This is a genomic window from Arthrobacter sp. SAFR-044 (genome assembly GCF_051965175.1).
In the GTDB taxonomy this organism is placed as follows: Bacteria; Actinomycetota; Actinomycetes; order Actinomycetales; family Micrococcaceae; genus Arthrobacter.
Genome location: NZ_JBQCMK010000015.1, coordinates 35,209 through 47,125 on the forward strand (window position 1 = coordinate 35,209; position 11,917 = coordinate 47,125).

Consider the following 11,917-nt stretch of genomic DNA (forward strand, 5'->3'; position numbering starts at 1 on the left):
CGGTCTAGGACTCTATCCGGTCGTCATGGAGAACGTTGAATCCCCTGGCTGTCAAGGCGGTGCGCAGCTCCACCCTGTCGTCCAGGGCGAGGTTCACGCCCTTCACTTCCTGCCATACCTCGTGGCCGCGGCCCGCGACGAGGATGGTGTCCTGGGGGCGCGCCACCGCTGCGGCATGCTGGATGGCCTCCGCGCGCGGGAAGACCTCCAGCAGCTCGGCACCCAAGGACTCCTGTTCAACGGCGTCGCGTGCCCCGGCCAGGACATCGGCGCGGATGGCTGCTGCGTCCTCGTCGTGCGGGTCGTCGTCGGTGATGATCACGGTGTCGGCGAGCCGGGCGGCGATGGCGCCCATTGCCGGGCGTTTGCCCTGGTCCCGCTGTCCCGTGGCGCCGAAAACGACGATGAGGCGCGAGTCCGGTTCCGGCGACCGGACCGCTTCCAAGGCCCGCGCCAGGGCATCGGTGTTGTGGGCGAAGTCCACCACGGCCGCGGGCCGTTCGGAGATCAGCTGCATGCGTCCGGGCACGGCGACGGTGAAGGGATCGGCCTGGTCCAGGGCTGCCTGAAGGTCGGCCAGGCCGACGCCGGACGCCAGCACCATGAGCACCGCCAGGGCGGCGTTGGCCACGTTGAAACTGCCAGGCAGCCCGGTGTGCACGTCCAGGACGGCGCCGTCCGGGCCAGTCAAGGTGAATTCGGTTCCCAGGCCGCGCGGTGAGGCAGCGGTGACTGTCCAGTCCGCCGGGTCCTTGCCCGTGGTGCTGAGGGTGGTGACCGGCACCTGGGCGGTGCCGGCCAGCCGCCGGCCCCACTCGTCGTCGACCGTTACAACTGCCTGCCGGGCACGGGCTGGAGTGAAAAGCTCTGCCTTGGTGGCGAAGTACTCTGCCATGGTGTTGTGCAGGTCCAGGTGGTCCTGCGTGAGGTTGGTGAATCCCGCCACGTCGAAGAGAAGTCCGTCCACCCGCTGGTACGAGATGGCATGCGAGGACACCTCCATGGCTGCGGCGTCGAGCCCGCGTTCGCGCATGAGGGCAATGAGGCCATGGACCTCAGGTGATTCCGGCGTGGTGAGGAGGCTGGGAATGGACTCCCCTCCGGCGAGGATCTCGATGGTCCCGATCAGCCCTGTCTGCCGTCCCAAAGCGCGCAGCAGCGAGGTGATGAAGTAGGTGGTGGTGGTCTTCCCGTTGGTGCCGGTGACACCGAAGAGCGGCAGCGGGCGTCCGTCTGCAGGCTGGCTCCGGTAGATCATGGCAGAGAGGGGGCCCACATCGTTGCGGGGGTTTTCGACGACGAGCACGGGGACGGGCGTGTCCGCGGCCAGGGCAATCAGGCGCGCGCCGGCGTCGTCCGTCAGAACGGCGGCGGCGCCGGCGCCGATGGCGTCCGTCACGAAGTCAGCGCCGTGCCTGCTGGCGCCCGGCAACGCCACGTAAAGGTCGCCCGGCTCCACAGTGCGCGAGTTGAGGGATATGCCTGTGATCTCCACGTCAGCAGCCGGAGCGGGCACGGCGACGCCAAGGGCCTGCCCGACGGCGGCCAGCGGGACGGGCGCAACGGCTGCGGGCCGGAAGCGGCCTGCACTTTCATCCCGGACAGCGTCGGCGCCGGGCGTGGTGAACTCTGACAAGGGAATCTCCGATGGTGCTAGTGCGTGCCCGGCATGGTTCGGCCCCGGGCACTGTGATGCGCTGGATGCTGCTGGTACTGCCGGCGTGGAACAGCTGCTATTTGGCGTACTGGGGCATCCTGGCCGGTTCGCCGGTTGAAGGCTGGACGTTGTAGGTCCGCAGCGTCTGGCTCATGACGGACCGGAACACCGGTCCGTTCGTGATGCCGTAAATGCTGCCCTTCGGCCGCTGGAGCACCACCTCCACAATAAACCGCGGATCATCCATCGGCGCCATTCCCACGATGGAGGCGGTGTAGCCGCAGTAACCGGACTTGCCGTCGTCGCAGGGCGATTCGGAGGTACCGGTCTTGGCACCCACCCGGTAGCCGTCGATGCCGGCATCCTTGATTTCGCCCTCGGTGACGGCGCTTTCCAGGATGTCCTGGACCTGCTGGGCGGTACTGTCCGACACAATCTGCCGGGATGGCTGGGCCGGTACTTTCTCCTCAGTCCCATCGGCGGAAATGTAGGAGTCGATCAGCCGTGGCTGCAGCATGACGCCGTTGTTGGCGATGCTCTGGTAGGCCCGGACGGTCTGGAGTGTGGACTGCGATACGCCCTGGCCGAAGAGGACGGTGTACTGCTGGCGCCCGTCCCACTGGTCCGGGGGTGAAAGGATGCCGGAGGCCGTCGCGGGAAGTCCAATGTCCGGCGCCTCGCCAATGCCGAACTTCTTCAGCCAGTCGTAGCGCTGTTCCTTGCTAAGCCGCTGGCCTGCCATCACGGTTCCGGTGTTCATGGAATAGCCGATGATTCCCGCCAGCGTCCGTTCCTCCGTGCCGTGCGTGAAGGCGTCGCTGAACGTCTGGCCATCCACGGTGTAGGTGGGTGGAATGGTGAACCTGTCCAGTGGCTTGGCAAGGCCTTCATCGATCACGGCTGCGGCCGTCATCATCTTCTCCACCGAGCCCGGCTCATACGCTGCCGTCACGGAGCGGACGCCGCGGTCCTTGGCCGCCACCAGTCCGGGGTTGTTGGGGTCCGGGGAGTTGGTGTCCGCCAGGGCAAGCAGGTTCCCGGTTTTGGCATCCATCACGATGATGACGCCCCATTCGGCGCTCAGCTTGTCCGCCTGGCTCTGGATGGCCTGCTGGGCAAAGTACTGCAGGTCGGAGTTGAGGGTGAGTTTGACGTCCTCGCCGTTCCGGGGCGGGGTCAACTCGTCAAGGCCAACGGGGATGCGGAGCCCGTCGGCGCCGATCTCGAACAGGCGCTTGCCGTCCGTTCCCTTCAGCTTGTCGTCCTGCGTCTGCTCAATGCCGGCCTGCCCGGTGGTACCGTCCTGGAGGAATCCCACTACTCCCCCTGCAACGGCACCATTCGGATAAACGCGCTTGCTGACGCCCTCGGCAACGATGCCCGGAACCTGGAGCTTGGAGATCCGGTCCTCAACATCGGGTTTTACATCCTTGGCCACGATGTAATAGGGCTGCTGGCCGGTCACGGCGTCCCTGACAGCGTTGGTGTCCATGCCCAGGGCCGAGGCAAGTTCGGAGATTGCCTGGTCGCGGCTGACGTCCACCAGCTTTTCGTGGCCGTCAGTTTGTTCCAGCCGCTTGTAAGACTCGGTTTTGGTGTTGACCCGCTGGTCAACCACGATGTTGTAGCGGATCACGCTGTTGGCCAGGACGGTGCCGCGCGAGTCCAGGATGCTGCCCCGCTCGGCCGGCAGGATGGCCGACGTCATCCTGCTGTTCAGTGCAGCTTCCGCCATGCCGCCGACGTCCAGCCCCTGGACCAGGAAGAGCTTCCCGCCCACCACGAGCAGGAGGGTAAGCATGACGCCGAGCCCCAGCCGCAAGCGCTTCGTGGCGTTGGGTACCTTGCTTTTTCCTGCCTTGCCGGTCGTCTTCGCCACCGTGGATTTCCTTGCTGCTCGACGCTGTTGCCTGACGTGCCCGCCGGCCTACTGTCCGGGAACCTTCTGCTGCGGTGCCGGTACGGAGCCGCCGTGAAGTTCGGGGGCCGGCTTTGCCGCCGCTGCTGCGGCCTGCGCGGCTGCAGCAGCCTGGTTTGCAGCGGCTTGGGCGGCATCTGCGGAGGGAGCTCCAGCGTTCCCGGCGCCCGGCGCCGCGGCCTTGTCAGCTGCGGGCGCCTTGGGATCTGCAGCCTTGGACTCCGCATTCTTGGACTCAGCGCCCTTGGACGCCGGCGGCACAATCAGCTGGCCGGCCACGGCAGGCGACGGGATCACCGCTCCTGTTGCCGCGCCCTTGACTGCGGGGGTCGCCTTTCCTGTGACAGACAGGGTGGACAGGTCAATCTGGCCTTTCACCGTGGATGCCACCATGCCCAGCTCGGTGGCCTTGGCCGCGAGGTTTTGCGGGGCCTCATAGTTCTGCACTTGCTGGGTAAGGTCCTGGTTGGCCTTGGTCAGCGAGCTCTGCTTGGCACGCAGCTCCACCAGCTGGTACTGCGCGGTGGACACCGAGATGTTCAGGACCAGCACCGCAACCAGTGCTACTGCGAGCATCGCAAAGCACAGCACAACGAAAGGTGCACGCCGCTTCCGCGGGGCCGACCGGACCACGGAGAGCGGTGTACGGGCCTTTTGCGCCCCGCCCGGTTTGCCTGCCGGCCTGGCATCGGGCGCCGAGCTGCCGGAAACAACGGGAAAGTTCTTGACGGCGGCGGTGCTCATGCAGCTCTCCTGGCTCTGATTCGTTCTGCCGCGCGGAGCCTGGCGGAGGCGGCACGCGGGTTTTCGGCGATTTCGACGGCGGTGGGCACCTCGGTGCCTTTGGTCAGGGTCTTGAGTTCGGGCTTGTGTTCTTCCAGCTCCACCGGGAAACCCAGGGGCGCCGAAGACTTGGAGCGGGACTGGAAAACGCCTTTGACGATCTTGTCCTCCAGCGAGTGGTAGGACATGACCACGATGCGGCCGCCGAGGGCCAGTGAATCGACGGCGGCGGGAACCGCCCGTTCCAGGACATCGAGTTCTTCGTTGACCTCGATCCGCAAGGCCTGGAAGGTCCGCTTGGCGGGATGTCCGCCGGACTTCGCAGCGGAGGCTGGGACCACGGAACGGATCTGCTCCACAAGCTCCCCGGTGGTGGCGAATGGTTTGGCGGCGCGCGCTGCGACGATCCGGTTGGCAATCCGGCCGGCGAACTTTTCCTCGCCCCACTTCCGGATGATCCGGACCAGGTCTTCCTCGCTGTAAGTGTTCACGACGTCCGCAGCGGTTTGGCCCCGGCTGGTGTCCATGCGCATGTCCAGCGGAGCGTCGAAAGAGTAGGCGAAGCCGCGCTCACGCTCGTCAAGCTGCAGGGAGGAGACGCCCAGGTCCATGAGGATGCCGTGCGCTTCGGCGATGCCGAGGTCTGCCAGGACGTCCTGGATCTCGTCGTACACGGCGTGGACCAGGTCAGTGCGGGCGGTGAACGGCTCAAGGCGTTCGCCTGCAAGTGCCAGTGCTTCCTCGTCACGGTCGATCCCGATGAGGTGGAGGTCGGGAAACCGTTGGAGCATGGCCTCGGAGTGCCCTCCCATGCCCAGGGTGGTGTCGACAGCAACGGGGGTCTCACCGCGCAGCCTTGCCGCTTCGAATCCCGGTGCCAACAAATTGATGCACCGGTCGCGAAGGACCGGTACATGGCGTTCGGACGTGGGCTTGGGTTGATCGGTCATGCCTGGTCCTTTCCGCCGTCGTTGTCCCCTGTTGCTTCTGGGATCAGATCCCCATCCGCGCCTACCGTTCCGCCCGCCTGGCTCCGGGGAAGGTGAGCCAGGTTGGCAGCCGATGGGCCGGCTGGAGATCTCATCCAAGAAACCATCTGCCGCCCTGCTCCGGGATTCAGAGAATGCCCGGAATGGGATCGTCAGTTTCGGAAAAGGCCGTCTCCTTCTCCGCAAGGTATTCATTCCAAGCCTGGGCGTCCCAGATCTCGGCGCGGGTACCGGCGCCGATAACGGCAAGTTCCCTACCGAGTCCTGCATACTCCCGGAGCGCCGGTGGAATAGTCACGCGCCCCTGCTTGTCAGGTACCTCGTCCGAGGCTCCAGAGAGAAATACGCGGATGTAGTCACGTGCCTGCTTGGAGGAGATTGGAGCCTCCCGCATCTGCTCGTGAACCCGTGCGAATTCCTTCTCGCTGAAGACGTAGATGCAACGCTCCTGGCCCCTCGTGAGCACCAGCCCGCTGGCAAGTTCCTCACGGAACTTAGCGGGGAGAATGATCCGTCCCTTTTCATCCAGACGCGGCGAGTGAGTGCCCAGAAACACTGGCCCACCGCCTGTCCGCCGTCAGGAACTGCACATCCCCTATGTTGCAACCACCCTCTTATGTCCTCCACATTACTCCACTTTCCACCACAGTCAACGCAAAACCGCCCCGCGCAGGACCGGAATATGGGAAAAAGGCCTTGAATTACCGCGGATTGGGCCCGGTGGTGGGAAGTGGAGGAAGTTTCACATCGGCTGGGGCGTCGGAATTCCGATCAACCGCCGGCATGGAGCGAATTTCCCCGAAATTGCCCTTTAAATGCGAAAAGACCCGCCGGAGCGGATCTTTTCGCATTCCCCTGCTGCCAGGGGGAGCGAAATGGAGGAGGCGGGAGCCGGAAAGCGGCCGGCCTCCCGGAGTTGCTTAGGGCTCTCCCCTGCGGCGCTCGTCCCAACGCTCTTCCAGGCTGCTCATAAACGAACTGCGCTGCTTTCCGGGTTTGCCGCTGCCGGCCTTGGATCCGGCCTTGCCGCGGGAGCTGCGCATTGTGGCGAAGTACACCCCGCCGCCCATGACGACGAAGCCCAGCACTCCTACAAGGATGTTCTGGAAACTGACGCCCACCAGCAACAGGAAGACGCCGGCCAGCGCGCACAGGACCCCAATGACCACATGCCTGGTTGACCATGAACGCCCCGGATCCGAACCCATTGAGTTCGCAAATTTCGGGTCGTCCTCGTGAAGCTGCTTTTCAAGCTGCTCAAGCAGCTTCTGTTCGTGCTCCGACAGCGGCATCACGACCTCCTTTTGTAGGCCAACGTCCGGGCTGATCCCAGCCACTACTTCTACTCCGTAGAACGCCTGCTGTTGCTGGAAAGTTCCCGCCCGGCCGGCTTTGGCCAAAGCAGGAACCCAGCATGCGGTCGCGGGAGCGGGAGCATGTCCAAGAGGGTCCGGCAGTAAGTCCATTCACTCGAAACTATGTACCTCTAAGGATAGATTGTTGAGGGCTGATCTGAAAGACGGCAATGACTTCAGGGGCCCCTGTCAGGCGGGCCGTTGCGTGCTGTCGCCCGGCCGGTTTTCCGGCTCCATGAGGCGTGCCGGGAGGACCGACTTGTTGCCGAATTTCCGGGCCACCTCGTCCAGCGCCTGCTCCGCGGCACGCCAGTTGTCATCCCTGCGGTCAATGCTCAGCTGGAGAGAGGTCCGGGCCGCTTCCTCGAGCTGCTCGGCCCGGACACCTACCAACCGTACGGTCATGGCCCTGGCCCCCAGGGACTCCAGGAGCTGGACTGCCACCGCATAGATGAGTTGGGCGCTGTCCACAGGGGTCTGGACGGTCCTGCTGCGGGTGATTGTGGAAAAGTCGGCGAACCGCAACTTCAGGGCGACGGTCCGGGCCACCATTCCAGAGCTCCGCAGACGGCCCGCCGTGCGGTGGGAAAGCCGCAGCAGTTCCCGGCGAAGGAGGGCGTCGTCGTCGGTGTCCGTGGCAAAGGTCTCTTCCGCCCCGATACTCTTTTCCAACCGCACCGGCGTCACCGGACGGGGATCGATGCCCCATGCAAGCTGGTGAACGTGCTCTCCCGTTGCGCCCAGGACCTTCTTCAAGGACGACACCGGAGTTTCCGCAACGTCGGCCACGGTTTTGATGCCCATCTTTGCCAGCACCTCTTTCGTTTTGGCACCAACGCCCCAGAGTGCGCCCACGGGCAGGCTATGAAGGTAAGGAACGGTCTGGTCCGGCCCGATGAGCAGCAGCCCGTCCGGCTTGCACCGGGTGGATGCGATCTTGGCAACGAACTTGGTCTCCGCGATCCCCACCGACGCAGTGATGCCAAGTTCCGCTGCGACCCGGCGGCGGATCATCTCACCGATTCCCCTGGGCGGGCCCAACCTCCGGAGTGCTCCCGTGACATCCAGGAAGGCCTCGTCAACGCTGAGGGGCTCGACGAGGCCGGTGATGGATTCGAAGATGGCCATCAGCTGCCCCGACACCTCGTAGTAGAGCTTGTGCCGCGGTTCGATCACCACTGCCTGCGGACACATCCGCATTGCCACGGCCATGGGCATCGCTGATTTGACCCCGAAGGCCCGGGCCTCGTAGGAACCGGAGAGGACCACCGAACGCTCCCCAGGGAAGCCGACGATCACGGGCTTGCCGCGAAGTTCGGGCCGCGTGCGCAGTTCCACCGAGACAAAGAACGCATCCATGTCGACGTGCATGATGCACGTGCGCCGCCGGCCCGGAAGGCGCGCGGCGGATGCCTGGTTCATACCTGCGGGCCCCACGGCTGCAATCCTATCGGTTGGTAGGGACTGCCCGGGTTTGTCAGGAGAGCATTTCAGGCTGGCTAAACTGGAGGCTGGTTCCGCCAACAACACCAGGAGGAAAGTCTTCGTGACGGCTATTGGATACTTCAAGCCAGCTGGCCTGGCCGCGCTTGCCGCTGTTGGGGCGCTTGTCCTGGCTGCCTGCAGCCAGGCACCGTCCGGACAAGCTGAGCCGTCCCAGTCCGCTTCCATTGCCGCAACCCAGTCAGCCCTGACGGCTTCACCCAGCCCCTCGGCGTCGCCCAATACCTCCGCAACCGTGGGTGCCATGGTGGCGGGCTTTCCGCAGCAGCTCCTCCCGCTGATGACCGGCGCAACGGTTGTCTCCAGCAGCTTCGACAAGGCCTCCTCCCCTTCGACCGCCGCACTCGTCGGTACGGTCAGCGCCCCCACCGCCTCAGTCATCGACTTCTACAGCAAGGCGTTGGAGGGCCAGGGGTTCAAGGCCGTGCCCGGGGACAAAGTGGGCGGAGTGGCATCCAAGGATTTCGTCCGCGGGGACAGCGAGACTGTTAACCTCTCGGTCGTTGAAGCCGCCGGCGTTTCCACCTTCACCATCGGTGCCAACGTGGCAGCTGAGTCTGCAAAGTGACGGCCGCCGAGCAGCTGAGGAATGAACAGGCCGGCTTCGTAGCAGGGGTGGCTGGTGAGCTCACAGGTTTCCTGACGGCCCGGCAGGCCGTCATGTCCGGCATCTCCCCTGATATCGAGCCCATCATGGGGTCGATCTCCAATCTGGTCACCGGCGGCAAGCGCCTCCGAGCCTTGATGTGCTACTGGGGCTGGCGGGGTGCAGGCGGCGAGGCGGGGGCCGGCGAGGTGGTTACGGCCGGTGCTGCGCTCGAGCTGTTCCAGGCGGCCGCCCTGATCCACGATGACATCATCGACCGTTCGGATACCCGGCGGGGCGGTCCCAGCGTGCACCGCCGCTTCAGCCAACTGCACACCGCGCAGGGCTGGGCACTGGACAGCGAACGGTTTGGCCAGGCCGCTGCCATACTTGCGGGCGACCTTTGCCTGTCCTTCAGCGAGGAGGCGTTCACGGACATCGGCGAGCGGGCTGCCTCGGGAAGCCGGGCCCGGTTGATCTTCAACCTCATGCGGGCAGAGGTGATGGCCGGCCAGTACCTGGACATCCTGGAAGAAGTAGCAGGTCCGGTCCGGGACCGGGCAGGTGCCGTCGGCAGGGCACAGTCGATCATCCGGTTCAAGAGCGCCAAATACTCCACGGAACACCCTTTGGCCCTGGGCGGAGCCCTGGCTGGAGCCTCGAATGAGTTGCTTCGGGGCTATTCAGCTTTTGCCCTTCCGCTCGGTGAAGCCTTCCAGCTCCGCGACGACGTCCTGGGCGTGTTCGGGGATCCGTTGACCACGGGCAAGCCGGCGGGCGATGACCTGCGCGAAGGAAAGCGGACGGTTCTGGTGGCCCTCGCCCTGGACCAGGCTTCGCCGGAGGAATCGGCCTTCATTGATGCCAGCCTTGGCAGCCCGGATCTTTCGGACGCTGACATCCTGGAAATCCGGCGGATCATCGAGGATTCCGGAGCGCTGCAGGCTACTGAGGTCCTCATCAGTGAATTCGGATCCGCGGCATTTGACGCCCTGGACGGACTCGAATTGGAAGAGCTGCCCAAAACCGCCCTTCGGAGGCTGGCCGAGGTAACGGTCAGCCGAGCCTCCTGAGCCGGTCCGTTACCAGGCCAGGGTCTGGGCCCTGCGCCTGATTTCCGTCTTGCGGCCTTCCCGCAGGGCGTCAATGGGGCGGCCGCGCAACGATTCGTCTTCGGTGAACAGCCAGACGATGAGGTCCTCGTCTGAGTAGCCGGCGTCCGCCAGCACCACGATGGTTCCTTTAAGGCTGTCCACTACCTGGCCGTCCTGGATGAACTCGGCGGGTACCGAACGGATTTTCCGGTCGCCCACGCGCAACGCCGCCAGGGAACGCTCGTCAATCAGGCTGTGCACCTTGGTAATTGAAACATCCAACAAACGGGCGACGTCGGGCAGCGGCAACCACTGGCCCACCAGGTTTTCTACATTACTCACGGATCAAGGTTGCCACGCCGTCCACCCCGCCGCCTAGTCGGAGCAATTCATTCCGCCCCTGGCCTGCGGACACTCCCGAAAAGAAGCCATTACGGGAATTCCTAAAATTCTTGTGCTATCAGCAAATTCATGAGAGATTCACACACATCACATTTGTAACACGGATAACTTAAGTCACAGTAGTATCAAGATTGACAGCGGCATCCCCGCCCGCGTCCGCACCCGCAGTTGAGAAGAGGATTCTTTCCGATGACGATGTCCCGCTCGCCCAAGCAGCCCCCCAAGCCGAGTCTGCCGATGATTGCCGCAACCACTGCGGCGCTGCCAGCGGTCGTACTGTCATCCTTGGCCCTCGCCCAGCCGGCCGCGGCCCAGCAGCCCGCACGGAATATTCCGAGCAGCCTTGCAGCAGCGATGAAGGCCCAGGCCGCAGCGAAAGCGGCGGGCAGCGTAATCCCTGCCGCTGTTGTCTCCACCACCATTCCCGCGGCCTTCCAGCCCACGCAGCCGGCTGCGCCCGCTGAGTACACGATCGTCCGCGGTGATACCGTCAGCGCCATCGCCGGACGTTTTGGCCTCAGCACCGGAGACATCCTGAAGCTGAACAACCTTCAGGCCAACACCATTATTTACCCCGGCCAGAAGCTCAAGCTTTCCGGCTCGGCGGAGCCTGCGGCTCCGGCACCCGCCGCTGCCCCTGCGCCCGCAGCCCCGGCCCCGGCCGGCGGCGCAACTTACACGGTAAAGCCCGGTGACACCCTTGGCGCCATCGCCGCGAAGCACAACGTGTCGCTTTCGGACGTCTTTGCCTGGAACAACCTCTCGATGCGCTCCATCATCTATCCGGGACAGAAGGTCAAGGTGGGCGGCGGCGACGCCGCGCCTGCACCGGCAGCGCCTGCACCGGCCGCGGCCCCGGCCCCGGCGGCACCGGCACTGGCCAACACCACGGCACCGGCCACGGGCTCCTACACCATCAAGGCCGGCGATACGCTCTCGGCCATCGCATCCCGCCACGGCGTCAAGCTGTCGGACCTGCTCGCCGCGAACAAACTGGGTATGACCACGGTCATTTATCCGGGCAGCAAACTGGTGATTCCCGGCGGCTCCGGCCAGGCGGCCGCGCAGCCCGCAGCGGCAGCACCCCAGCCGGCAGCCGCTCCGCTGGTGCCCAGTTCCTTCCTGGGGTTCAGCTACCCCGCCGCTGTGGTCAGCTCCGCCAACGAGAACAAGGCCCTGCTGAACGCCTCCCCCGTCCCCTCACGGGATGAGATGAAGAACATCGTTGCCGACACCGCGCGCCGCATGGGTGTGGATCCCTCCCTGGCCATGGCTTTCGCTTTCCAGGAATCCGGCTTCAACCAGCGGGCAGTGTCACCGGCGAACGCGATCGGCACCATGCAGGTCATTCCCAGCTCCGGGCAGTGGGCGTCCGACCTTGTTGGCCGGAAGCTGAACCTGCTGGACCCGTACGACAACGCCACGGCCGGCGTCGCCATCATCCGGCAACTGCTGGCCACCAGCAAGGACCAGGACACTGCGATTGCGGGCTACTACCAGGGCCAGTACTCGGTGAGTAAGTACGGCATGTACGACGACACCAAGGCCTACCTGGCGGCGATCAAGGCACATCAGAAGAACTTCAGCTGAGCTGCTGCCACTGACCAATATCTGTTTGCGGGTCCGAACC

At 64.8% G+C, this 11,917-nt stretch carries 11 protein-coding genes; 3 read left to right on the forward strand and 8 right to left on the reverse strand.

The genetic code is table 11. From position 1 onward, the window contains the following. Positions 1-4: 4 nt before the first annotated feature. The 7 genes from ACTHQS_RS18635 to dinB form a co-directional block, all read right to left on the reverse strand. Positions 5-1,636 carry a UDP-N-acetylmuramoyl-L-alanyl-D-glutamate--2,6-diaminopimelate ligase gene (locus ACTHQS_RS18635; protein WP_440171856.1) on the reverse strand — a complete coding sequence of 544 codons (1,632 nt, stop codon included), beginning with the start codon at positions 1,634-1,636 and terminating at the stop codon, positions 5-7. A 97-nt stretch (positions 1,637-1,733) separates the two neighbouring features. After that, positions 1,734-3,536, reverse strand: a complete 1,803-nt coding sequence (locus tag ACTHQS_RS18640; RefSeq protein WP_440171858.1) for a peptidoglycan D,D-transpeptidase FtsI family protein — start codon at positions 3,534-3,536, stop codon at positions 1,734-1,736. 48 nt (positions 3,537-3,584) lie between these two features. After that, positions 3,585-4,319 (reverse strand): hypothetical protein, encoded by a 735-nt coding sequence (locus ACTHQS_RS18645; RefSeq protein WP_440171860.1) that lies wholly within the window; start codon positions 4,317-4,319, stop codon positions 3,585-3,587. Continuing rightward, entirely contained in the window at positions 4,316-5,308 is a 993-nt protein-coding gene (gene rsmH, locus ACTHQS_RS18650) for a 16S rRNA (cytosine(1402)-N(4))-methyltransferase RsmH (protein ID WP_440171862.1), read from the reverse strand. Before rsmH ends, ACTHQS_RS18645 begins: the two co-directional genes overlap by 4 nt. Positions 5,309-5,474: 166 nt before the next feature. Further along, positions 5,475-5,903 carry a division/cell wall cluster transcriptional repressor MraZ gene (mraZ, locus tag ACTHQS_RS18655; protein ID WP_018763545.1) on the reverse strand — a complete coding sequence of 143 codons (429 nt, stop codon included), beginning with the start codon at positions 5,901-5,903 and terminating at the stop codon, positions 5,475-5,477. Positions 5,904-6,267: 364 nt separating this feature from the next. Continuing rightward, positions 6,268-6,639 carry a DUF3040 domain-containing protein gene (locus tag ACTHQS_RS18660; protein WP_440171864.1) on the reverse strand — a complete coding sequence of 124 codons (372 nt, stop codon included), beginning with the start codon at positions 6,637-6,639 and terminating at the stop codon, positions 6,268-6,270. A gap of 252 nt (positions 6,640-6,891) precedes the next feature. Continuing rightward, a complete protein-coding gene (gene dinB / locus ACTHQS_RS18665) occupies positions 6,892-8,124 on the reverse strand; it encodes a DNA polymerase IV (protein ID WP_440171951.1) in 1,233 nt (410 codons plus the stop codon). A 124-nt stretch (positions 8,125-8,248) separates the two neighbouring features. Here dinB and ACTHQS_RS18670 point away from each other — a divergent pair, with 124 nt between their 5' ends. Further along, positions 8,249-8,773 carry a hypothetical protein gene (locus tag ACTHQS_RS18670; RefSeq protein ID WP_440171866.1) on the forward strand — a complete coding sequence of 175 codons (525 nt, stop codon included), beginning with the start codon at positions 8,249-8,251 and terminating at the stop codon, positions 8,771-8,773. After that, positions 8,770-9,864: a polyprenyl synthetase family protein gene (locus ACTHQS_RS18675; protein WP_440171868.1), complete on the forward strand. Its 1,095-nt coding sequence runs from the start codon at positions 8,770-8,772 to the stop codon at positions 9,862-9,864. The genes ACTHQS_RS18670 and ACTHQS_RS18675 overlap by 4 nt, the downstream gene beginning before the upstream one ends. A 9-nt stretch (positions 9,865-9,873) precedes the next feature. Here ACTHQS_RS18675 and ACTHQS_RS18680 read toward each other — a convergent pair whose 3' ends face one another. Beyond that, the gene (locus ACTHQS_RS18680) at positions 9,874-10,227 is read right to left on the reverse strand and encodes an Rv2175c family DNA-binding protein (RefSeq protein WP_324644755.1); all 354 of its coding nucleotides are present in this window, start codon (positions 10,225-10,227) and stop codon (positions 9,874-9,876) included. A gap of 249 nt (positions 10,228-10,476) precedes the next feature. Between ACTHQS_RS18680 and ACTHQS_RS18685 the strand changes: the two genes are divergently transcribed. Further along, complete coding sequence (locus tag ACTHQS_RS18685) at positions 10,477-11,877, forward strand: LysM peptidoglycan-binding domain-containing protein (RefSeq protein ID WP_440171870.1); 1,401 nt, start codon at positions 10,477-10,479, stop codon at positions 11,875-11,877. Positions 11,878-11,917 lie beyond the last annotated feature (40 nt).

What these genes read in the sequence shown, in the direction of transcription:
- dinB (WP_440171951.1), bottom strand. Translation starts at nt 8,124, where the DNA reads ATGAACCAGGCATCCGCCGCGCGCCTTCCGGGCCGGCGGCGCACGTGC.
- ACTHQS_RS18660 (WP_440171864.1), bottom strand. Translation starts at nt 6,639, where the DNA reads ATGCCGCTGTCGGAGCACGAACAGAAGCTGCTTGAGCAGCTTGAAAAG.
- ACTHQS_RS18645 (WP_440171860.1), bottom strand. Translation starts at nt 4,319, where the DNA reads ATGAGCACCGCCGCCGTCAAGAACTTTCCCGTTGTTTCCGGCAGCTCG.
- ACTHQS_RS18685 (WP_440171870.1), top strand. Translation starts at nt 10,477, where the DNA reads ATGACGATGTCCCGCTCGCCCAAGCAGCCCCCCAAGCCGAGTCTGCCG.
- rsmH (WP_440171862.1), bottom strand. Translation starts at nt 5,308, where the DNA reads ATGACCGATCAACCCAAGCCCACGTCCGAACGCCATGTACCGGTCCTT.